Origin of the sequence: Bacillus sp. N447-1, from assembly GCF_022701035.1 — a bacterium.
In the GTDB taxonomy this organism is placed as follows: Bacteria; Bacillota; Bacilli; order Bacillales; family Bacillaceae_G; genus Bacillus_A; species Bacillus_A cereus.
Genome location: NZ_CP065509.1, coordinates 4,249,458 through 4,271,327, shown reverse-complemented (window position 1 = coordinate 4,271,327; position 21,870 = coordinate 4,249,458). Strand labels below are relative to the sequence as shown.

The following is a 21,870-nucleotide window of genomic DNA, read 5'->3' as shown; positions in this document are numbered from 1 at the left end:
ATAACAGATTGGAATTAGGGGGAATCAACATGAATACACTGCTTGTCGGAATTAACGTTGCAGTCATGCTCATCTTAGTTGGCGTATTATATTATATGCAACGTAAGCATGTATCTTTTAATAAACGTGTATTTACCGCTTTAGGAGTCGGAATTTTATTCGGTCTTATATTACAATTTATTTATGAGCCAACTTCTAAAGTAATTATTGAATCAAATACTTGGTTTGGCTTAATCGGTAACGGTTATGTAAAATTACTTCAAATGATCGTTATGCCACTTATTTTAGTATCTATTATTTCAGCATTTACAAAATTACAGTTAACGAAAAACCTTGGTAAAATTAGTGGCCTTATTATCGGTATTTTAATTCTTACTACAGGAATCGCTGCAGCTGTCGGTATCGCTGCAAGTGCAGGATTTGATGTATCTGCAACCGGCCTACAACAAGGTGATGCAGAATCTGCTCGTCTGAAACTAGTTGAAGAAAGATTTACTTCTATTGAAAAGACAACAATTCCAGATAAATTATTAGAGCTATTACCTACAAATCCGTTTCTTGATTTAACAGGCGCTCGTCCAACATCAACAATTTCTGTCGTAATATTTGCAGCCTTTATCGGCATTGCCTTTATAGGTGTAAAACGAAAATATCCAGAACAAGCAGAGCTATTTAAGAAGATGCTTGATGCTGTATATGCAATCGTAATGCGTATGGTAACATTAATTTTACGCCTTACTCCATACGGCGTATTAGCTCTTATGGCAAAAACAGTTGCTGGTAGCGACATAAATGCTATTTTAAAACTTGGCAACTTCGTGTTAGCGTCTTACGTAGCACTTATCGTAATGTTCGTTATCCACTTATTATTAATTGCGCTATCTGGTTTAAATCCAATTCAATATTTAAAAAAGGTGTTCCCTGTATTAACATTTGCATTCACATCTCGCTCTAGTGCTGGTGCGATGCCATTAAATATTGAAGCGCAAAAAGAAAAGCTTGGTATTTCCGAAGGAATTGCAAACTTCGCAGCTTCATTTGGGGTATCTATCGGACAAAACGGTTGCGCAGGTATTTATCCAGCAATGCTTGCAATGATGGTCGCTCCAACTGTAGGAATTGATCCATTACAACCACAATTTATTTTAACTTTAATCGCTGTTGTTGCTATTAGCTCATTCGGTGTTGCCGGAGTTGGTGGCGGCGCAACATTCGCAGCTTTAATCGTACTATCTACAATGAACTTACCAATCGGTATTGTTGCTCTAGTTATCTCGGTTGAGCCATTAATCGATATGGGGCGTACAGCTCTTAACGTAAGTGGCTCTATGACAGCAGGTCTTATTTCAAGTAAATGGCTTGGTGAATTAGATCAAGATACGTACAATCAAGATGATACAAAAACTGGTGAAATTGCTTCATAATGAAAAAAGACGCTAACATACAATTGTTAGCGTCTTTTTTATTCCGTCCCCTCTTTATAGATTTTATCTTGAGAATTATCACTCTAAGTATTCTTCTAGTTGCTCTTTTAACTCTTCCCCAATCTCATAACAAGATTCATCAGCGAGTTCCCCTACTTTCTTACTCCCCAAAATGTTTGATTGAATTGGCATTCCTAAAAAGATTCTTTCACATTTTCAAATTGGAATATTATGAAATCCAATCAGCTCTTTTTCTTCATCTAATATAGCTATAGCAACTGATGAATAATAACCCACCTCAAAGGGATTCTCTTTTTCTCTTGCAAATCCCATATCTAATTCCATGTGTTTTTCTATGTATAAATGTGAATACTCTTTATGCAGTTTAAGTGATATTCGCTCTATTTCCTTCTCCATACATTGAATGTTCTCTTTTAACTCCAACGTAAACTCCTGTTCTTTATATTTCATTTTCGCCTCCTTAAACATAGAAAAAGAGAATACAATAACATATCCTCTTTCCTCAAATATATTTCATTATCTCACAGCCCGTCCTTTTCACAAATAACCATTTTGTTCGCACCATTTATGAAATTGTCCTACGTCTACTCCAACTAACACGATATCCTTTAGCTCTACATCAATGACTTGTTCTCCAATTACAATAGCAAACTGCGATGCTAATTTTGTCTCATTTTTCTTTACAATTCCAATTCGGTTCCGATGCGGTCCATCTTTTATATATGCTTTTTGTCCTACAATATCAAAGTTCAAAATTCTCACCTCTTTTACTGCGCTCAAATTGGAAATACGATCTCCACCTCGGAAAATTTCCTTTCATTGCACTATTTCTCTATATATATGACGAAACAATAAAAGAGTCCTTCCTTCTTTACAATTATTTTTTCTTTGTTTCATTTTTGTGATTGAAACGTAAAGTTTATAATAAAATACACTTGGAAGCGCTTTCTATGTAATTTTTTATGTTATAATATATAAGTAGAACTTCGTAAAGAGGGTTAAAAAATGAATACAAAAATGATTAAAAAAGTAATTGAAGCATTAAAAGTATATGGCTTTCAGGATGTATCATTCTGTGACAAAACGAGGCAATTTTTATTTCATAACGAAACCGATATTATGAGCGGCTATGCAGAAATAACATATAGTAGTCAATTTGAAAAATTCAACGTACAAATTCATCCAATTGAAACACATCACCAAGCAGAGTTACAAGAGATTGAAAGACATATACAAGCTTGTATAAGAAAAGTGGAATATTTAAACGCACTTCTTACCGGGCAGACAAAACTAGATGATAAAATTATTATTATGTAAAAAAAGAACGTGATCCAATCACGTTCTTTTTTCATTATACGTTCATCTTTTCCTTTAGTTGTAATCCTGTAACAGATTCTAATACATCCATCGATTCTCCAAATGTCATATCAAAAATTGTCTTGTCCTCTATGTATGGAAACTGTCTGAAACGCTTTTCTAACACCTTCACAGCATCTGATGTAAAGTTTGCACTATCAATGCCAAATTCTGTTTCAAGAAGAACGATCCAATCTAACACATGAAAACCTAATCCATTGACGAATGAAATCAATTTTTCTTCTGGGTTTGAAGATAAGAATACTTGGCGTTCCATCTCACTAAAAAGTTCTTCTCCTAAGATTTCAGCTAACTCATCATCATGTTCACGTTCAACAAGTTCTTCGTAGCCGTAATCATCCACAAGCTCTTCTACTTCTTCACTATCCTGACAAAGCAATTGACTAAGAAGTGCCTCTTTCTTAAATTCACTATTTTGTACGACTTCTAAAAAGCTCGTTTCCCATCCATTTTCTAATTTCATATTATGTACTCCTTTATATACGTTTCTTATCATCACTGTACCCAAAAGATCACTTTTATAACCTTTTAGGTAGTTACTATTATTTCATATGATTCATAACATAAGATGCAAACTCAGCTACATCTCCTTCAAAAATATTTATTTCTGGCAAGTGATAGAACGTTGTTTGGAGCGGGCTTCCTGCATGATATACATATATCGTTTTCTCTAGTGCAATCGCCATTCCAAACTCTGTATGGCTCCCATTTCCGCCATCTAATATAAGTAAAAATACATCCGCTTCTTTTACAGCATTTTGTTCTGCCTGACCAATTTCTCTTAATTGTTCTTCATTTGCTGCTTTTTCGTTTTTGGTCCAATCATATGTATGGTGCCATCCTGCATGTTTCAGTTCATTTGCTACGGAACGTACAAGATGTTTATTTTGGAAACCTGAGGCGATATAAAAATTCATTTATATACACTCCTTCATTATGTATGGGGAAACTCCTTTTTAGCGTTATTTGTTATAGCTACAATAAAGAACAACTTCAAAAAAAATCCCCATCTTTAAAACTTATTTGCGTTTAAATGATGGGATGCTTCATGGTCTTCTTTTATTTTTTGTTTTTTATAACTTTCATCAGCTAACATTTCTAGTTCAGCTGTTATCTCCGACTTTTCAAGCTCTCTTTCTTGCGAAAATTTCCTTGAAATATAAACAATAACACTACCAACGTACAACACAAAGCATATAATAAGTGCAGTATTTTCATAGAGACTTAGCTCCAACACAGTCACTCCTAATCCATTCGTATTTTCACGCCTCATTAATTGGAATTTCCCTATTAACCCATTTGTTATCCCGCTATTTGAGGGCAGTAAGACTCCCTCCTCAAAATTCAGTAACAGTAAAGAAGTTAGATGTGGGATGCACCCAACTGATTAAAGTTTCACTTTATTGTAACATAAAAATATCAATTCTTGGAATCTTTCACCCTACTAAAAGAGGCATGATTATTTCATCATGCCTCTGAAATATTTTGAATGATTGTTTTAATTGCTTCTTTTCCATTATATTTTTTTAGTGCTATTTTATACTTCTCATTATTTTGATTTAATTCTTCGACATACTTTATAAGAGATTTTACATTTACATCTTCTTCATATAATACGGAGGCATATCCTTGTCTTTCAAAGGACTCTGCATTTAATATTTGATCTCCACGGCTTGCAAATTTCGATAATGGAATTAAAACCATCGGCTTTTGTAATGTTAAAAATTCAAAAATTGCGTTGGAGCCCGCGCGTGAAATAACAAAATCTGTTACCGCTAATATATCTGGCAGTTCTCCATGTACATATTCAAATTGTCTATATCCTTCTTTATTTTGTAAACTTTCATCAAGGTTACCTTTTCCGCAAAGGTGAACAATTTGATACTTTTTAAGAAGTTCTGGTAATGCTTCTCGAGCCGTATCATTAATTTTTTTCGCGCCCAAGCTGCCTCCCATAATCGTAATAACTGGCTTTTTACGTGAAAAACCTAAAAACGCTAAACCTTTTTCACGATTTCCCTTCAGCACTTCTTCACGTACAGGAGACCCCGTATATATTACTTTTTCTTTCGGTAAATGTTTCGCTGCTTCTTCAAATGTAACAAATATTTTCGAAGCAAAACGAAGCGCAATTTTATTTGCTAGTCCTGGCGTCATATCAGATTCATGTAATAAAACTGGTACTCTATTTAGCCATCCGCCAATTACGACTGGTACAGATACGAAACCGCCTTTTGAAAAAATCACATCTGGTTTTAGTTTTCGAATTCTTACATACGCATCCATAACACCCTTCATTACAAGAAAAGGATCTTTTATATTTTTTAAATCAAAATAACGACGTAGCTTTCCACTCGAAATACTATAGTAGGGAATGCCTTCCTTTTCTATAATCGTTTTCTCAATACCTTGGTGAGAACCAATATAAGAGATATCCCAGTTGTCTTCCTGTAAATATGGGATAATGGCTAAATTAGGTGTTACATGTCCTGCCGAACCGCCACCTGTAAAGACTATTTTCTTCATACGTCTCCCCCTTCTAGACTATAATACACTAAAATATCTTGCCTCAGGGTGAGAAAATACCATAGCCGTTACGGACGCTTCTGGCTCCATCATGAATCCTTCTGTTAATGAAATACCTATTTCCTCTGGATGAATTAAGCGAAATAGCTTTTCTTGATCTGCAAGTTCTGGACACGCCGGATAACCAAATGACACTCGTATTCCTCTATATTTCGTACGGAAACGTTCTTCCATCGTCAGTTCAGGTGAGTCCGGAATGCCCCAGCGGTCACGAATGAGCATATGTGTTTTTTCAGCAAGTCCTTCCGCTAATTCAAGCGCTAACGATTGAATGGCATGACTACGTAGGTAATCACCTTTCGCCTTCCACTCTTCAGCAATATCCCGAACTCCTTCCCCAACCGTAACAGATAAGAAAGCAACATAGTCCATCTCATCTCCTATTGGGCGCAAATAATCACCTAAAGTACGATAGGGAGCCTTTCCTTGTCTAGGGAATGTGAAACGCTCTATAACACGCGTATGATCTTCTGGATCATATATTACAATGTTTTGTCCGTCGCTTTGCGCTGGGAAAAATTGATACACTGCTTTCGGCTTTAACCAAGATTGTCCTTCCTGCAATAATTCATCTATTAAATCATTTAATTCATGTGCTCTCTTATCTCCCTCTTTCAAAAGCTTCTTCACATTTCCTTTTAATCCAAGGTGATGCCCAAGTAGCATTTGTCTATTCAGAAATGGTGCGAGATGAAGGGCGGGAACATCTCGTAATACAATTCGTTTTGTTGAATCAGGCACCATAACCTCTGATTTTGGTAATGGCTCAATTACTGCTGGAATTTCTACTTTCTTCTCCTCTTTTTTTACGATATGAAGATGACGTTCTTTTTTATCCTGCTTCATCTTCTCACGCTCTTCTTCTTTTTGAAGCTTATTAATAATATCGAGCCCCGTCATCGCATCACTCGCATAACAAACGAGTCCTTTATATGATGGTGAAATCCGATTATCTGTAAACTTTCTCGTTAACGCTGCACCACCTACAACAATGGGCACATCAATATTTGCCGCTTTTAAATCTTCAGCAGTCGTTACCATTTGTTGCGCTGATTTTACTAATAAACCTGAAAGGCCTATAATGTCCGGCTTCTTTTCTTGTACTTCTTGAACAATTCGATCCGAACGTACATTAATTCCTAAATTAATAATCTCATATCCGTTATTCGCTAAAATAATTTCAACGAGATTTTTCCCAATATCATGCACGTCACCTTTTACAGTTGCTAACAATACTTTCCCTTTTTTCGCACTATCACTGGATTCCATATGTGGCTCTAAATAGCTTACAGCGGCTTTCATACTTTCGGCACTTTGCAATACTTCAGCAACAATAAGTTCATTATTATTAAATAGTCGTCCTACCTCGTCCATCCCTGTCATAAGCGGACCGTTAATAATATCAAGAGGTTTTCTTCCTTCTTCAAGTGCAAGACTTAAATCCTCGTGTAATCCTTGTTTCGTACCTTCTACAATATAATTTGCTAGTCTTTCATCAAGCGTTAACGTTTCTTGCACAACGACATCTTTCTTTTTAGCAACTCGGTAAAAGTTTGTAAATTCTTCTAACGTCTCTTTCGTCGTTTCAAACAGTAATGCATCTGCAAGGCGTTTTTCTTCCTCTGGAATCGACGCATAGCGTTCTAATTTTTCCGTATTCACAATCGCGTAATCTAATCCTGCTTTCGTAGCATGATATAAAAAGACTGAATTTAATACTTCACGTCCAGCCGGTGGTAAACCAAATGATATGTTACTTACACCTAAAATCGTTAAACACTCTGGTAACGCTTCTTTAATAAGGCGAATTCCTTCTATAGTCGCTGCCGCTGAGCCAATATATTCTTCATCACCTGTCCCTACTGGAAACACAAGTGCATCAAAAATAATATCTGACGGGCGTATCCCATACTTCTTTGTAAGTAATTCATAGCTTCTTTTCGCAATTTCTATCTTTCGTTCCGCACTAACCGCCATACCGTCTTCATCAATTGTTCCTACAACTATAGCGGCACCATACTTCTGAAGAAGCGGTGTCACTTTTTTAAATCGTTCTTCTCCATCTTCTAAATTAATTGAATTAATAACAGCTTTTCCTTGAATATAAGTAAGAGCTCGCTCCATCACATTTTCATCTGTTGAATCAATCATAATCGGTACCTTTAAAACTTTCGTAACTTCTGCTAAGAAGTTTTCCATATCTTCTATTTCATCGCGATCAGGATCTGCCATACAAATGTCAATAATATGAGCATTTTTCTTCACTTGCGCTCTTGCCACTTCAGCAGCCTCTTCAAATTTCCCTTCTGCTACTAAGCGTTTAAATTTACGTGACCCAATAACATTCGTTCTTTCACCTACAAATAACGGTCTCATAGACTCATCATATTGCAGTGCTTCTAATCCACTAATTCCATGTCCTTCTCTCTCATGATGGTCACGAGGCCTAAGAGATGCTAGCGCGGATTTCATTGCTTTTATATGTTCTGGTGTCGTGCCACAACAACCACCAATAATATTAATCCATCCTTCTTCAGCAAATCGCTTCACCTTTTCAGCAAGAGAAGATGGAGATTCATGGTAATGTCCATCTTCATCAGGAAGACCTGCATTTGGATAACAAGAAATGTAACACTCCGATAAATCAGATAGTGAACGAATATGGTCCCTCATAAACTCCGGACCAGTCGCACAGTTTAACCCAACAGATAATGGTTTCATATGTTCTACTGATAAATAAAAAGCTTCAATTGTTTGCCCAGCCAGAGTCGTTCCCATTGGCTCAATCGTTCCTGAAATCATAATAGGAACCGTTTTTTTCAGTTCTTCAAAAGCGGCTTGAATTCCAATATAAGCTGCTTTCACGTTACGCATATCTTGACTCGTCTCAACGAGTAATACATCAACTGCTCCTTTTAATAATCCTCGTGCCTGCCTTGTATAAGCCTCAATCAATTCTTCAAAAGTTACACCACCTGTAACACTAATTGCTTTCGTTGTTGGTCCCATCGCTCCCGCAACATATACTTCCTTCCCGCTTTCTTTAACAGCTTGCTTCGCCAAAAGTGCTGCCTTTTCATTTAGTTCTTCATCTAAATGAGACAGATCATAATCACTTAGTACAATATTCGTTGCCCCAAATGTATTTGTTTCAATAATATCCGCCCCAGCTTCAATATAAGCTTTATGAATCTTTAAAATAACGTCTGGTCTTGTTTCCACTAAATATTCATTACAGCCCTCGTACTCTTCTCCTCCGAAATCTTCAGCAGTTAAATCCTCTTGCTGAATCATTGTCCCCATTGCACCATCTAATATTAAAATGCTATTTTTTAATTTTTCTTCTATACACTTCATCAATTAATACCTTCTTTCACTTCTTGCTTTTCTCTTACATATTTAACAAGATGTTCTGTAATTTCATACTTTAAAAATGGTGTAATAAGATAAATACCATTAAAATATTTCATCGCTGCGTCGACCAATTCTTGTGAAATGCGGATCCCTTCCTCAATTGCTGCCTCTTTCGTTTCATGTCCATCCATTCTCTCTCTTATTTCTTCAGGAAGAGTAATACCCGGCACCTCAAAATGAAGAAAATCTGCATTCCGCTTACTTACTAACGGCATAATTCCAATAAAAATAGGTTGTTCCAAATGCTTTGTCGCTTCATACACTTCTTCAATTAACTTGATATCGTAAATTGGCTGAGTTAAAAAATACTCCGCTCCAGCATCTATTTTTCGTTCCATTCGCTTAACCGCTGCTTTTAAGTGCCTCACGTGAGGATTAAATGCGCCGCCTACAGAAAACCTTGTCGCCGGTCCAATTGATTTCCCTAAAATTGAACGTCCATCGTTCATTTCTTTAATCATTTTAATAAGCTCAATAGAGGATAAATCATATACAGAAGTGGCACCGGGAAAATCACCAACGCGCGCTGGATCACCAGTTAAAGCTAACACTTCTTCCATCCCTAACGCCGATAAACCTAACAAATGAGATTGTAGTCCAATGACGTTATGATCTCTACACGTTAAATGCGTCAATACTGGGATATCATGCTTCGTTAATAACGCACCCATCGCCATATTAGAAACACGAGGCGATGCTAATGAATTATCTGCTAGAGTAATAGCATCTGCTCCCGCTCTTTTTAACGCTCTTGCTCCTTCAAAAAAACGCTGTGTATCTAACGTTTTCGGTGGATCTAATTCCACTACAACTGTCGTTTGTTTTTTCGCTTTCTCTGCTAGAGTGACGTGAGCCTTCGAACGTTTCTCATGCGTATGAACGACTTTCGGCCTTTGAATCGTGTCTTTTTCTATTACAGGGGTAATATTCGCAACAGCGCGCTTCATACTTTGAATATGTTCTGGAGTCGTACCACAACAACCACCCAATAACCGAATACCTTGCTCAATAAATCTCGGTGTCATCGCTTCAAAATAAGCTGGGCTTCCCTCATATACGTAACGTCCCTCCACATAATTCGGGAGGCCTGCATTTGGGTATGCTGATAAATAGCCATTTTGAGGAATCGATATCATTTTGAAAGCTTCCGTCATATGAAGCGGCCCTAGTTGACAATTCAATCCAACAACATTTGCACCGTAATCTATAAGTTGCTTTAATATTTCATTGACATCATTTCCATTTTGAGTCGTACCTGCTTCATGTAACGCTAATTGCGCAACAATTGGAATATTCGTTTGCTTACGCAATACTTTAACGGCATGAAGTAATTCAAATTCATCGTAAAAAGTTTCTAATAGTAATCCATCAACCTGTTCTTCTAGTAAAGCCCCTGCCTGTTCAAGTAACATAAACTCTCTTTCCATATCAGTCGTTGTAACAGCTCCGATATGTTTCATACCACCAATTGTTCCTAAAATTGCATTTTTATCTGTCACAGATGCTTTCGCCAGTTTTACTGCCGCTCTATTAATTTCTATAACTTGATTTTCTAAACCATACATACGTAATTTCGCTTCATTTGCTCCATACGTATTCGTTTGAATTACATCTGCTCCAGCAGCTACATATTGTTTATGAATCGATATAATTAAGTCTGGATCAGATACATTCAATTCTTCAAAGCTACTTTGCAAACCATGTGAATGCAATAACGTCCCAACCGCACCATCACCTATTACAATTCCTTTTGATAATAAATCTAGTAATTTCACGACTCTCCCTCATTTCTATCAATATAAAAACCCCCTCTTCACTTTGAAGAGGGGGACATAATCGTTCCTCCTCTTATTATGCAAAACATTCGTTTTGCAGGTATTAGCACCGTTTCAAACATTTCGTTTGAAGGTTGCCGGGTTTCACAGGGCCTTTCCCTCCACCGCTCTCAATAAGAGTTGTCTTTATTATTTTATTTATGTAGCTAAAAGGAAATGCGTTCCCCTTTTAACAATGTTTGTTAATTTTTTAATAAATTTAGCATGCACAAAAGTAAAAGTCAATGACACTTGCGGAAAAATAAAAATTATTTAAAATAAAGTTGCAATTCAGTTATATTTTATTGTAAAGTTAAAAACATAATAAAAATTTCATACGAACATTCTTATCTAGAGAGGTAGAGGGACTGGCCCTGTGACGCCTCAGCAACCATTAACATTTTGTTAATAAGGTGCTAATTCCAGCAAATTGTGAAAGATTTGACAGATGAGAAGAAGACTCTATTCAAACCGAAAGCCTTCTTCTTAGAAGGCTTTTTTTATTTTATATTCACTTAATGTTTCAATTTAAAAAGGAGGAATTTTCATATGTCAACAATCGAAACAAAACTAGCACAAATCGGAAATCGCAGTGAAACTACAACCGGAACGGTTAATCCACCAGTTTATTTCTCAACCGCTTATCGTCACGAAGGAATTGGTAAATCTACTGGCTTTGACTATTCACGAACTGGCAATCCAACTCGAGGTCTTTTAGAACAGGCGATCGCAGACTTAGAATATGGCGAACAAGGTTATGCCTGTAGTTCAGGGATGGCGGCTGTTCTCCTCGTCCTTTCTCTATTCCGCTCTGGAGATGAACTTATTGTATCTGAAGATTTATACGGGGGAACGTATCGATTATTTTCTGAGCATGAAAAAAAGTGGAATGTTCGATGTAGATACGTAAATACACAGTCTATTAAACAAATTGAGCAAGCTATCACAACTGAAACGAAGGCTATTTTCATAGAAACTCCAACTAATCCATTAATGCAAGTTACTGATATTGCTGCTGTCGCAACTGTAGCGAAAAGGAACGGACTACTCCTTATTGTAGACAACACTTTCTACACACCTTATATACAGCAACCATTAACAGAAGGTGCTGACATTGTACTTCATAGCGCAACGAAATATTTAGGGGGACATAACGATGTACTAAGCGGGCTTGTCGTTGCAAAAGGAAAGGAACTTTGCGAGGAAATCGCTCATTATCATAATGCATCAGGTGCAGTTTTAAGCCCATTTGACTCATGGTTATTAATTCGCGGTATGAAAACGTTAGCGCTTCGCATGAGGCAACATGAAGAAAATGCGAAAGCAGTTGTTGCGTATTTAAATGATGAAGACGGGGTGACAGATGTATTTTATCCAGGAAGAGGTGGCATGATCTCATTCCGCCTTAAAGATGAAGCTTGGATTAATCCATTCTTACAATCTTTATCCTTAATTACATTTGCCGAAAGTCTTGGTGGTGTAGAAAGTTTAATGACTTATCCAGCAACGCAAACACATGCTGATATTCCTGAAGAAATTAGAACAGCAAACGGCGTATGCAATCGTCTTCTTCGATTCTCAGTTGGCATTGAAAATAGTAACGATTTAATTCAAGACTTAAAGCAAGCAATTAAACTCGTAAAAGAAGGTGTAAGAATATGAGCTATTCTATAGATACACTCTTACTACACAACCAATATAAACACGACTCGCAAACAGGCGCTGTGAACGTTCCTATTTATAACACATCAACTTTTCACCAGTTTGATGTAGATACGTTCGGAAAATATGACTATAGCAGGTCAGGAAACCCAACTCGTGAAGCTCTTGAAGATATCATTGCTTTATTAGAAGGCGGAACAAAAGGATTCGCCTTTGCATCAGGCATTGCAGCGATTTCCACTGCATTCCTCCTTCTTTCACAAGGTGATCACGTACTCATTTCAGAAGATGTGTACGGAGGCACTTACCGAGTGATAACTGAGGTACTCTCCCGTTACGGTGTTTCACATACATTTGTTGATATGACCAATTTAGAAGAAATAAAACAAAACATTAAACCAAATACAAAGCTCTTTTATGTAGAAACACCTTCTAACCCACTTTTAAAAGTGACAGATATTCGCGAGGTTTCTAAACTCGCAAAATCTATTGGGGCTCTTACTTTTGTTGATAATACATTTTTGACACCACTATTCCAAAAACCACTTGAACTTGGAGCTGATGTCGTTCTTCATAGTGCTACAAAATTTATTGCTGGTCATAGTGATGTTACTGCCGGATTAGCAGTAGTAAAAGATTCAGAACTCGCTCAAAAGCTTGGATTTTTACAAAATGCATTCGGTGCTATTTTAGGACCTCAAGATTGTTCTCTCGTACTTCGCGGTCTAAAAACATTGCATGTACGCCTCGAACATTCAGCTAAAAATGCCAATAAAATCGCACATTATTTACAAGAGCACTCTAAAGTAAAAAATGTCTATTATCCGGGATTACAAACTCATTTCGGATTTGATATTCAACAATCTCAAGCAACATCAGCTGGAGCGGTCTTATCGTTTACTTTGCAGTCAGAAGATGCACTCCGCAAATTTTTATCAAAAGTAAAATTGCCTGTTTTTGCAGTTAGTTTAGGAGCTGTAGAGTCAATTCTTTCTTATCCAGCAAAAATGTCACATGCAGCACTGTCGCAAGAAGCTCGTGATAAAAGAGGAATCTCTAATTCATTACTTCGGTTATCAGTCGGTCTTGAAAATGTTAACGATTTAATATCCGATTTTGAAAATGCCCTTTCTTATGTAGAAGAACCTGTAAATGCATAGAGAAAAAGAAGATATGAGATTAGGTTTTCATATCTTCTTTTTATGCGGTTTAGTTATATTCATTTGAATTTCTTCTTTTCTTATAGTCCATAAAAAATAAAAGTATATCATCTATTTCTAAATAATGGATTAATTGATATATTAAGAAATAAAAAGGGGTGAAAATAATGGATACTTGTGCAGATATTTTAATCGTTATCGATTTACAAAATGGCGTATGTTATAGCGAGGAGCATTTATTTGATTTACAGAACTTACTAACAAAAGTAAATAAAAGAATTTCTTCATATAGAAAATTAAATAAACCAATCCTTTTTGTTCAACATTGTGATGATGATTTAGTACCCGAGAAAGAACTTTGGGCTATTCATACCGATCTAGATGTTCAAGAACAAGATTTTTTTGTAAGAAAAACACATGCAAATTCATTTTATAAAACAAACTTAAAAGAAATTTTAGATCAATTATCTGTAAATCGCATTGAATTTTGTGGCGCCCAAACAGAGTACTGTATGGATGCAACGATTAAGTTTGCCCACGGACTAGGATACGAAAACTTTATGATACAGAAAACAACCTCTACGTTGAATAATCCTTTTATGTCCGCAAAAGAGACAATTGATTTTTATGAGAACATATGGAATCACAGATTTTTAACGTTGCTAAAAGATGAATTTTAGAATAAATGACTAATGACTTGATCATCCTAAGATTTATCAGCCGTAATCAAATATTTCATTATCACCATAAAGAAGCGAATGACATTCAGCTTCTTTTCTTTTAACCTGTTTTATATTCTATATATATCATTATAATTCCTTTGTCATATTATTTTAAAAATTTCGTATATTCATTTGAAAGAATAAGAAAATCATGATAAAATTGTGTTACAAATATATCTATATCTTTCAATTTTTAAAACGCATCGAAATTTTCACCCAAAAATGTCATTTTACAAAAACATGCTAATTTACCTATTTTATTTACATCCGGGTCTCTTTTCTTACAATTTCTTTACTTTAGGACTTTTTTTCTGCAACAACTATTTTCTTTTCTTTAAATTTTTGGTATGTATAGTATGGTATAATAGCTCACACGGAGGTGGAAAAGAACATGTTAGAAACCTTTCAAAAAGAATTAGAACTATATGAAAGTAATGCAGAATTATTAAAAGTGCTAGCTCATCCTGTTCGTTTATGTATCGTAAAAGGATTAATCGAGCGCGGTCCAAGCAACGTTTCTACAATGTATACTGGCTTAAACATGCCACAATCTACAATTTCACAGCATTTAGCAAAATTAAAAAGCGCTAAAATCGTTTCTAGTGAAAGAAAAGGATTGGAAATTTATTACAAAGTAGAAAATGAAACAATCATTCAACTCGTTCGTGTATTATTAGGTTAGGGACTAATAATCGCAGAAAAAGAACGTATTCTATATTTTTCATCTCATATCTTTAATATAAATATATATCATGAGAGGAAATATATAATACTACATAAGTCGTATTAAAAAACAAGACACAGTATATACTGTGTCTTGTTTTTTATATTGTTACATACTGATCCAAATGTAAATGTTGCATATCTTTTGTATGTATAACAACATCAAACGAACTCCCTACTCCTCCATTTAAAATCATAGAACGAACTGCTCGATTTTGTTTTTGCGTTTCAGAAAAAGGATTCGTGTCTTGATGGCTCGTAAGCTGTTCTAATATCCCCGCAGCTAACAAGAACTCAGATTGTTTCTTATGCCATACTGCACTCATTCCTTGCATACTAAACATCTCCTTTAGCTCGTCCCAATGAACATGAGTAGTAAGATCCATTTCACCTGGATGCGCTAGTGGGTTACGCATTAGCTTATGCTGATAATATCCTCGCAAACTTCCTTCGCGGTGTGCTGGATGCATCCATTCTTCTTTTGTGTATCCGTAATCAACTGTAATACATATACCTTTTTGAAACCATTTCGAAATTTCTTTTATATACTCCTCCATAACAATTGGTACTTCAAAACGTTGCCCTTCAGCAATATGAATATTATATTTCAATAAATAGCGACCAATTCTTTTATTTAACGGCCTACATACTTCTGAAAGGTTTCCTTCCTCTGTATATGTAATACGTACTTCATACAATATACCATTTCTTTTCTCAATTACTTCAACAGGAAATGCATCAAACAACTCATTCGAAAAAAGAATTCCCTCGAAAGAATCTCCCATTTCACTATAGGAGGTATAGTACGATACATTAGAAAATGAGCCAAGTTGCTCCTGCTGTAATTTCCTATGAAAAGGGCTCACTTCAATCATTGAATAGTTTAAATCAATAAAGGTTTTTGGAGATAATTGCTTCCATTCTTGTAAAACATCATAGGCAAACTTTCCAGTTCCCCCACCAACCTCACAAATATTCGAAGCAACTTCACCATTTTCAACAAGACGAATAAAAAGTTTAGCAAAAGTTTTTGCAAAAACAGAGGATACATTGCTACTTGTAAAAAAATCCCCTTGTCTTCCAATCTTTTCACGTTCTTTCATATAATATCCATGACCCTCCGTATACAATACAAGGTTCATATACGTACTATATGAAATTGAATAATCCTTTTCTTTCCCCATCCATTCTCTTAAAATGAGCTCCATTCCCATAATGACTCCTTATTGTAAAAACGGATTATTTTCTTTTTCAAAGCCAATGCTTGTTTCTGGACCATGTCCACATAACACCGCTGTTTCATCTGGTAATACAAATAATTTCTCTTCAATACTTCCAATTAATTCAGCAAAACTTCCACCAGGCAAATCTGTTCTTCCAATGCTCATTTGGAACAATACATCTCCTGAGAATACAGCATTCGCTTCTTTACTATAATAAGAAATACTTCCTGGAGAATGTCCTGGTGTCTCAAAAATTTCAAAATTAAATGATCCAATTGTTAATGTACCTTCTGCATCAATAATATGATCCGCTGGTTTTGCTGTAATACTGCGGTTCATCATAAAAATTTGAGAGCCGTTTACAGTTGCATCTCCTAACCAATCTGCTTCTTCTTTATGTACGTACACAGGAATATGAAAAGCGTCTCTTACGGCATCAACAGCACCGATATGATCAAAGTGAGCATGTGTTAATAAAACAGCCAATGGTTTTAATTGTTCTTCTTGTAAATATGTAACGAGCTTTTCACCTTCATGACCAGGGTCAAAGATAATGCACTCTTTTTGATCGTTCATTAAAATATAAGCATTTGTTTGTAATGGGCCTAACGGCATTTGTATCCATTTCATATGAAAATCTCCTCCAGTTGTTAAACTTACTTTTAATGATACAACATTTCTTTCTCTGAGGAAAAGAAAGGATGCTATCTCGACAATTATTTTTAAAACATGTACAATATAAAAGAGTAAATATTCCAAAAACTCATAATAAGAAATGGGTAGACAGAGGAGGATATTGTATGGGCCTTGTTATTATTTTTACACTTGTCACTCTGTTAGCTGTATTTGCTACGCTTAGAACACTTCGTGAAAAAAACTTTTTCGCAAGCGGCTTTGCAATTGCAACTGTACTCGTTTTCGGATGGTTTACGATCATGACTGTTCTATATAACGGGTATCCACCAGCAGCTTAATTCGTTTACACTTTATTCTTCATCGAGATTTTACACAAAAAGAGGAAGGGTTCCCCCTTCCTCTTTTCATATTTCACAACTTATATCATCTTCGCTTCGTATTTGTGCTTTTTTACAAGCCAAGCTCCTCCGATAACACCTGCATCATTACCAAGTGTTGCAATAGCTAACTTCGTGCTCTTTACAGCACGTGAGAAAGCGTATTGCTCGAAATAGCGTTGAATTGGTTCTAATAACGCATCTCCAGCTTTAGACACGCCTCCACCAATAACAATTTTCTCTGGGTTCAATGTACTAGAAAGGTTCGCTACAGCTAATCCTAAATAAGAAGCTACTTTTTCTACTACTTCACCTGCTAATTCATCACCTTGTCCAAGTGCTTCAAAGACATCTTTTGATGTAATACGTCCTTCTTCAGCTAACATAGAACGCAACATGCTCTCTTTATTAGTCTCTTGTATTTTTTGCATAGCAACACGTACAATACCTGTCGCAGATGCTACTGTTTCTAAGCAACCAGACTTCCCGCAATTACATGGGAAAGCATTTTCTGTAACGACTGTAATATGTCCAATTTCACCAGCAGCACCACTCACGCCGTGTACAATCTCACCATTGGCGATTACACCACCACCAACGCCCGTACCAAGTGTCATACAGATTAAATCTTTTGCACCTTCACCAGCACCTTTCCACATTTCACCAAGCGCTGCTAAGTTTGCATCATTATCAATAACAACAGGTAATCCTGTTTCTACTTCTAATAAATCTTTTAGCGGATAGTTTTTCCATCCTAAATTAACCGCTTCATAAATCATTCCAGACGCCACATGTACAGGACCAGGAGCTCCCATACCAATACCAATTAATTTGCTCTTCAATTCGCCTAATTCTTCTAGCTTTTTATCAATTGCTTTCGCAACATCAAGTGTAATATGTTTTCCTTGCTCACCTGTATTCGTAGGGATTTCCCACTTATGTAAAATTTCACCGTATACATTAATAAATGCTAATTTAATCGTTGTACCACCAAGGTCAACACCAACTAACCATTTCTCTTCCATGTTGCTTACCTACCTTTATCTAATTCTTATTTAGCTCTTTTTGAATTTCTTGCTTCAATAAAAATAAAGCTGTTTGATAGTCTTGTGGATCGATTAGCTGTGATTGATTTAATTCACGCAATTCATCTTGCATTAATTGTAAATCTGCAATTCGATCTCCCGTATAAATAATCGTACCAAATTTCTTTAGCAATTGCTGAATATCATAAATAGATACCATTTCATCACCCTCTATGCTCACTTACTATAAAAAATTATAATAAGAAAACGTTCACATATTTTATTATAATCAAGAAGAAAAAGTCTCGTCAATTTTTATTTGTCTATACAAGCTTATTTATAAGCAGTGTTCCTTTTTCTGTAATAATTTTTTCTATGTTTTTATCAAATGGCTCTACTGGAATGTGTTTTACCATTTGAAAATCATACGCTAATGACAGCGTTTTCCCTTTATAATGCACGAGATAACGATCATAATAGCCACCGCCGTACCCAATTCGCTCTCCTCGTTCTGTATAAGCTACGCCTGGGACAATTTGAAGATCAATTTCATCCATATTCACTTCTTCCGTAAGCCCGGGAATCGGTTCACGTAAATTCATATACACCGTTTCTAATTGATCAAAATTATTAATTTGCCGGAAGGACATCGTTCTAGTTCCTTTATTACACTTAGGAACTACAACTTTCTTTCCTTCTTCCCAAGCTTTTTCGATAATAGGATATGTATTCACTTCATTTTCCATTGAAAGAGTAATTCCAATTGTTTTAGCTTCAACCCACTCTTTTTGCGCATACAACGAAAATGCAATCTGTTCTGATAAAGTTGTATACTGTTCTTCTGATAAAGAATTCATGTGTTCTATTATTTGTTTACGTAAACGTACTTTCTCTGCTTTCACACATTCTCCCCCTTACAGTGACACTTTACTCTATGCTGATAGTGTATCACTTTTAACATAGGAATCGAATAAAAAAAGAAACAGTAGGAAAATATTCCTACTGCTTACTTTGTTTCACGGTGTAACGTAGACTTCTTGTCACGCTTGCAATACTTTTTAAGCTCGATACGCTCAGCGTTGTTACGTTTATTTTTCTTTGAGATATAGTTACGATCTCCGCATTCTGTACATGCTAGAGTAATATTCACACGCATTCTTATTTCCCTCCAGTACTAATAACTTAAATCAGACTATACTATAATACCACTTTTAAAATAAAAATTCTACACCTTTTGATATTGTCTAATTTTTTCTATAAGATTTTTCATATTTTCCCTTGCTATTACTGGGTTTCTAGCATGTGAATACACCAAAAATTTTGGTTGTTTTGTGTCAGAAACGATATAAGACCACTCTTTTTCAGTATATTTGAACTGTACTCCTTCAAATATACCTTCTCCCTTCCTTTCTATATCATCCAATAATTTCCTCATAATTTCCCCTTTTTCATTCCATGAACATACCACTTCATCATAAAGTAAATAGAGCGGAGGTGATTGCTCTACTATGCTGAGAAACGTTTTTCCTTGCAATGCTATTAGCTCGAATAATTTTCCAATCCGATATAAAATATCTCGCTTCCACCTTACTTGAAACGACTTTCTTTCATCCTGCGTATAAAATAGAAGATAACATTCTCCTAACTTCAAAGACATTGGGTAAATATTTCCTGTCGATTCGAGTAAGAAATCTGGAATATCTACCTCTTCCAAATCTGTACCTTGGTAAATATTACTATGTTTATCGTATAACTCGAAATGATTTCCTTGCTCAGAAAACATAAGAGCCATATTCGCTTTACTTGATTTCATCAAAGCTTTCACATGATCTTTTTGTTCGCTTGCATAAATCCATGTAACTGTACAACCAAGTCTTTGCAGAAAGAGCATGAGTAAATGTTGCAACGTATCATTTCTCTTATTAATAAGAAGATGAAACTTCTGCATCTGTATTTTCTCGATATCAATATGCTCCAATATAACTTCTATATACTCATTCATAGAAACATGAACGAGCTTATTACGCCCCATTTCTTTCTCATGCACGTAATAAAACAATTCGGACATATATACTTGTTCTATCTCTTTTTGCTGCTTATACGTTAACGGCATGCCAGCTTGACCGTATAACTTTATAACAATCTCATTCTCATTCTCCACTTGAATGAAAACACCACCTGCACATTGCAACTGGTGAACACTATATTGAAAAAGTGACTCGTTCATTTCTTTACATTCCATCGTATGAATCCCTATACCATGAATAGCATGTAAAAATAAATTTTTATAAGAGGTTGTTTCTATATTTTCTTGACTTCCAATTAATATACTTTCTCCTTTTTTAAAAAGAGAACCATACGCCATCGCAATCTTCACGATAAACTGGGGAGTAATTTCAACATTCCCTCTTCCTACAATGCGGCTTTTTTGTAACCACCCTGCACTCATTTCACTCTCTTGAATACCAGCCGCTCCTACTATCGAATGACTATCAATCGCCTTATAAGGCCATAGTTTTCCTTTTTGCTTAATTACCGTACTTCTTCCGATATGACAGTGATCCGCTACAACACTTTTTTGAAACAGTGTAACATCATCTTCAACTATTGTACGCTCTCCTATTGTCGTTTCTAATAGTTCACAATACTTCCCAATGTGGGCATTTGCAAAAACAATACTTTTTTGCAGATGAGAATAATTTGAAACGATACTATTTTTCCCAATAATAGAATATGGCTCAATTACAGCTCCTGTACCAATCTTTGCTCCTTCTCCAATAAAAGAGGGGCCATGAATTTTCGTCCCTTTACCAATCGTCACCCCTTCTCCCATCCATACCATCGGTAATACTTCTGTATAAGGAATAGGTACTTGTAACTTTTTCGTTAACAAATCAAATTGTGCTTGTCGATATTGATTAAATGTGCCGATATCTAACCAATAACCTTCTGACAAATATGCGAATAACACATTTTTGTTTGCCAATAACGGAAACACATCATGACTGAAATCAAAAAATTGCCTAGGCGGTATGTAAGAAAAGACTTCTGGCTCCATAATATATATGCCTGTATTCACAACATTAGATACTACCTCATTCCAGCCCGGCTTTTCTATATATCGTGTAACCTCCTGGTCTTTATTCATTACAACCAATCCAAATGAGAGTGGATTTTCTACTTCTTTCACAAACATTGTTACCATTCTTTTCTTTTGTTCATGAAACCTAATTCCTTCTGATAATTGAAAGTCAGTTAATGCATCCCCGCTTATCACAACAAATGTTTCATCTAAAAATTGTTCTGCTTGTTTAATACTCCCTGCTGTGCCAAGCGGAGGAGAGTCTTCAAAATAATACAAGTTAACTCCCCATTTACTACCGTCACCAAAATATTGCTTAATGGTCGTACTCATATATTGAACAGTAATTGCAATTTCACGAATACCATGCTGGCGTAATAACTCAATATTATATTCTAAAACTGGTTTTTCTAATAATGGTAACATCGGCTTTGGAGTATTACATGTTAATGGTCTAAGGCGCCTTCCTTTTCCTCCAGCTAAAATAACCCCCTTCATATACTTCAGCCTCCACTTATATAATGTTCAGTAACTCCATATACCATATGTATATTCCCTATCCCACATGAACTAGCAGCATAAACTTGATTAGTTAAACACATCCTCATTTAGAAGACTATATAA

General features: G+C 35.7%; 21 protein-coding genes, 1 pseudogene and 2 riboswitches. Of the genes and pseudogenes, 7 read left to right on the top strand and 15 right to left on the bottom strand.

The window, feature by feature from the left end:
- The first annotated feature begins 29 nt into the window (after positions 1 to 29).
- Entirely contained in the window at positions 30 to 1,424 is a 1,395-nt protein-coding gene (locus IQ781_RS21680) for an L-cystine transporter (protein WP_001094345.1), read from the top strand.
- A gap of 78 nt (positions 1,425 to 1,502) precedes the next feature.
- Here IQ781_RS21680 and IQ781_RS21675 read toward each other — a convergent pair.
- A pseudogene (locus tag IQ781_RS21675) lies at positions 1,503 to 1,895 on the bottom strand (hypothetical protein).
- Between the two features lie 87 nt (positions 1,896 to 1,982).
- Positions 1,983 to 2,198 carry a DUF3912 family protein gene (locus IQ781_RS21670; protein WP_001008327.1) on the bottom strand — a complete coding sequence of 72 codons (216 nt, stop codon included), beginning with the start codon at positions 2,196 to 2,198 and terminating at the stop codon, positions 1,983 to 1,985.
- 252 nt (positions 2,199 to 2,450) lie between these two features.
- On the opposite strand from IQ781_RS21670, the gene IQ781_RS21665 reads away from it, so the two are divergent.
- Positions 2,451 to 2,762, top strand: coding sequence for a hypothetical protein (locus IQ781_RS21665; RefSeq protein WP_001093239.1), 312 nt, complete (start codon positions 2,451 to 2,453; stop codon positions 2,760 to 2,762).
- 34 nt (positions 2,763 to 2,796) lie between these two features.
- Here IQ781_RS21665 and IQ781_RS21660 read toward each other — a convergent pair whose 3' ends face one another.
- The 6 genes from IQ781_RS21660 to IQ781_RS21635 all read right to left on the bottom strand — a co-directional run bounded on the left by IQ781_RS21660 (position 2,797) and on the right by IQ781_RS21635 (position 10,597).
- Positions 2,797 to 3,285, bottom strand: a complete 489-nt coding sequence (locus IQ781_RS21660) for a hypothetical protein (RefSeq protein ID WP_000764267.1) — start codon at positions 3,283 to 3,285, stop codon at positions 2,797 to 2,799.
- A 79-nt stretch (positions 3,286 to 3,364) separates the two neighbouring features.
- Positions 3,365 to 3,739 (bottom strand): nucleoside 2-deoxyribosyltransferase, encoded by a 375-nt coding sequence (locus tag IQ781_RS21655; RefSeq protein WP_001012342.1) that lies wholly within the window; start codon positions 3,737 to 3,739, stop codon positions 3,365 to 3,367.
- Between the two features lie 95 nt (positions 3,740 to 3,834).
- The gene (locus IQ781_RS21650; RefSeq protein WP_001250699.1) at positions 3,835 to 4,095 is read right to left on the bottom strand and encodes a DUF3966 domain-containing protein; all 261 of its coding nucleotides are present in this window, start codon (positions 4,093 to 4,095) and stop codon (positions 3,835 to 3,837) included.
- Positions 4,096 to 4,289: 194 nt separating this feature from the next.
- Entirely contained in the window at positions 4,290 to 5,348 is a 1,059-nt protein-coding gene (gene murG / locus IQ781_RS21645) for an undecaprenyldiphospho-muramoylpentapeptide beta-N-acetylglucosaminyltransferase (protein WP_000724775.1), read from the bottom strand.
- An 18-nt stretch (positions 5,349 to 5,366) separates the two neighbouring features.
- Entirely contained in the window at positions 5,367 to 8,765 is a 3,399-nt protein-coding gene (gene metH / locus IQ781_RS21640; protein ID WP_139846672.1) for a methionine synthase, read from the bottom strand.
- On the bottom strand, positions 8,765 to 10,597 hold the full coding sequence (locus tag IQ781_RS21635; protein WP_139846671.1) for a bifunctional homocysteine S-methyltransferase/methylenetetrahydrofolate reductase: 1,833 nt from the start codon (positions 10,595 to 10,597) through the stop codon (positions 8,765 to 8,767). Before IQ781_RS21635 ends, metH begins: the two co-directional genes overlap by 1 nt.
- Before the next feature lie 70 nt (positions 10,598 to 10,667).
- Positions 10,668 to 10,777, bottom strand: a riboswitch (SAM riboswitch).
- Between the two features lie 203 nt (positions 10,778 to 10,980).
- Positions 10,981 to 11,091: riboswitch (SAM riboswitch) on the top strand.
- Between the two features lie 94 nt (positions 11,092 to 11,185).
- On the opposite strand from IQ781_RS21635, the gene metI reads away from it, so the two are divergent.
- From metI to IQ781_RS21615, 4 genes are all read left to right on the top strand, one after another.
- Complete coding sequence (gene metI / locus IQ781_RS21630; protein ID WP_000103897.1) at positions 11,186 to 12,298, top strand: cystathionine gamma-synthase/O-acetylhomoserine thiolyase; 1,113 nt, start codon at positions 11,186 to 11,188, stop codon at positions 12,296 to 12,298.
- The gene (gene metC / locus IQ781_RS21625; RefSeq protein ID WP_139846670.1) at positions 12,295 to 13,458 is read left to right on the top strand and encodes a cystathionine beta-lyase; all 1,164 of its coding nucleotides are present in this window, start codon (positions 12,295 to 12,297) and stop codon (positions 13,456 to 13,458) included. The genes metI and metC overlap by 4 nt, the downstream gene beginning before the upstream one ends.
- A 167-nt stretch (positions 13,459 to 13,625) precedes the next feature.
- Positions 13,626 to 14,138, top strand: coding sequence for a cysteine hydrolase family protein (locus IQ781_RS21620; protein WP_000379158.1), 513 nt, complete (start codon positions 13,626 to 13,628; stop codon positions 14,136 to 14,138).
- A 433-nt stretch (positions 14,139 to 14,571) separates the two neighbouring features.
- Positions 14,572 to 14,862 carry an ArsR/SmtB family transcription factor gene (locus IQ781_RS21615; protein WP_000894377.1) on the top strand — a complete coding sequence of 97 codons (291 nt, stop codon included), beginning with the start codon at positions 14,572 to 14,574 and terminating at the stop codon, positions 14,860 to 14,862.
- Positions 14,863 to 15,004: 142 nt separating this feature from the next.
- On the opposite strand, the gene IQ781_RS21610 is transcribed toward IQ781_RS21615, so the two are convergent.
- Positions 15,005 to 16,117, bottom strand: coding sequence for a class I SAM-dependent methyltransferase (locus IQ781_RS21610; RefSeq protein WP_000525149.1), 1,113 nt, complete (start codon positions 16,115 to 16,117; stop codon positions 15,005 to 15,007).
- A 9-nt stretch (positions 16,118 to 16,126) separates the two neighbouring features.
- Positions 16,127 to 16,756 carry an MBL fold metallo-hydrolase gene (locus IQ781_RS21605; RefSeq protein WP_000871225.1) on the bottom strand — a complete coding sequence of 210 codons (630 nt, stop codon included), beginning with the start codon at positions 16,754 to 16,756 and terminating at the stop codon, positions 16,127 to 16,129.
- A gap of 170 nt (positions 16,757 to 16,926) precedes the next feature.
- Here IQ781_RS21605 and IQ781_RS21600 point away from each other — a divergent pair, with 170 nt between their 5' ends.
- Positions 16,927 to 17,100: a DUF2759 domain-containing protein gene (locus tag IQ781_RS21600; RefSeq protein WP_000524852.1), complete on the top strand. Its 174-nt coding sequence runs from the start codon at positions 16,927 to 16,929 to the stop codon at positions 17,098 to 17,100.
- Between the two features lie 80 nt (positions 17,101 to 17,180).
- Here the strand turns inward: IQ781_RS21600 and glcK are convergent, their stop codons facing one another.
- The 5 genes from glcK to IQ781_RS21575 form a co-directional block, all read right to left on the bottom strand.
- Positions 17,181 to 18,164: a glucokinase gene (gene glcK / locus IQ781_RS21595; protein WP_000391701.1), complete on the bottom strand. Its 984-nt coding sequence runs from the start codon at positions 18,162 to 18,164 to the stop codon at positions 17,181 to 17,183.
- A 19-nt stretch (positions 18,165 to 18,183) separates the two neighbouring features.
- Positions 18,184 to 18,384 (bottom strand): YqgQ family protein, encoded by a 201-nt coding sequence (locus tag IQ781_RS21590; protein WP_000253699.1) that lies wholly within the window; start codon positions 18,382 to 18,384, stop codon positions 18,184 to 18,186.
- Positions 18,385 to 18,487: 103 nt separating this feature from the next.
- Positions 18,488 to 19,066, bottom strand: coding sequence for a 5-formyltetrahydrofolate cyclo-ligase (locus IQ781_RS21585; RefSeq protein WP_000642750.1), 579 nt, complete (start codon positions 19,064 to 19,066; stop codon positions 18,488 to 18,490).
- Between the two features lie 104 nt (positions 19,067 to 19,170).
- Positions 19,171 to 19,320 carry a 50S ribosomal protein L33 gene (gene rpmG, locus IQ781_RS21580; protein WP_001265616.1) on the bottom strand — a complete coding sequence of 50 codons (150 nt, stop codon included), beginning with the start codon at positions 19,318 to 19,320 and terminating at the stop codon, positions 19,171 to 19,173.
- A gap of 69 nt (positions 19,321 to 19,389) precedes the next feature.
- Positions 19,390 to 21,744 (bottom strand): sugar phosphate nucleotidyltransferase, encoded by a 2,355-nt coding sequence (locus IQ781_RS21575; RefSeq protein WP_139846669.1) that lies wholly within the window; start codon positions 21,742 to 21,744, stop codon positions 19,390 to 19,392.
- Positions 21,745 to 21,870: the final 126 nt, after the last annotated feature.

Bases quoted from the DNA above. Each gene is read 5' to 3' on its own strand.
- IQ781_RS21615 (WP_000894377.1), top strand. From the start codon at position 14,572: ATGTTAGAAACCTTTCAAAAAGAATTAGAACTATATGAAAGTAATGCA.
- murG (WP_000724775.1), bottom strand. From the start codon at position 5,348: ATGAAGAAAATAGTCTTTACAGGTGGCGGTTCGGCAGGACATGTAACA.
- IQ781_RS21610 (WP_000525149.1), bottom strand. From the start codon at position 16,117: ATGGGAATGGAGCTCATTTTAAGAGAATGGATGGGGAAAGAAAAGGAT.
- metC (WP_139846670.1), top strand. From the start codon at position 12,295: ATGAGCTATTCTATAGATACACTCTTACTACACAACCAATATAAACAC.
- IQ781_RS21605 (WP_000871225.1), bottom strand. From the start codon at position 16,756: ATGAAATGGATACAAATGCCGTTAGGCCCATTACAAACAAATGCTTAT.
- metH (WP_139846672.1), bottom strand. From the start codon at position 8,765: ATGAAGTGTATAGAAGAAAAATTAAAAAATAGCATTTTAATATTAGAT.
- IQ781_RS21655 (WP_001012342.1), bottom strand. From the start codon at position 3,739: ATGAATTTTTATATCGCCTCAGGTTTCCAAAATAAACATCTTGTACGT.
- IQ781_RS21665 (WP_001093239.1), top strand. From the start codon at position 2,451: ATGAATACAAAAATGATTAAAAAAGTAATTGAAGCATTAAAAGTATAT.
- rpmG (WP_001265616.1), bottom strand. From the start codon at position 19,320: ATGCGTGTGAATATTACTCTAGCATGTACAGAATGCGGAGATCGTAAC.
- metI (WP_000103897.1), top strand. From the start codon at position 11,186: ATGTCAACAATCGAAACAAAACTAGCACAAATCGGAAATCGCAGTGAA.
- IQ781_RS21600 (WP_000524852.1), top strand. From the start codon at position 16,927: ATGGGCCTTGTTATTATTTTTACACTTGTCACTCTGTTAGCTGTATTT.
- IQ781_RS21650 (WP_001250699.1), bottom strand. From the start codon at position 4,095: ATGAGGCGTGAAAATACGAATGGATTAGGAGTGACTGTGTTGGAGCTA.
- IQ781_RS21575 (WP_139846669.1), bottom strand. From the start codon at position 21,744: ATGAAGGGGGTTATTTTAGCTGGAGGAAAAGGAAGGCGCCTTAGACCA.
- IQ781_RS21620 (WP_000379158.1), top strand. From the start codon at position 13,626: ATGGATACTTGTGCAGATATTTTAATCGTTATCGATTTACAAAATGGC.
- IQ781_RS21660 (WP_000764267.1), bottom strand. From the start codon at position 3,285: ATGAAATTAGAAAATGGATGGGAAACGAGCTTTTTAGAAGTCGTACAA.
- glcK (WP_000391701.1), bottom strand. From the start codon at position 18,164: ATGGAAGAGAAATGGTTAGTTGGTGTTGACCTTGGTGGTACAACGATT.
- IQ781_RS21680 (WP_001094345.1), top strand. From the start codon at position 30: ATGAATACACTGCTTGTCGGAATTAACGTTGCAGTCATGCTCATCTTA.
- IQ781_RS21590 (WP_000253699.1), bottom strand. From the start codon at position 18,384: ATGGTATCTATTTATGATATTCAGCAATTGCTAAAGAAATTTGGTACG.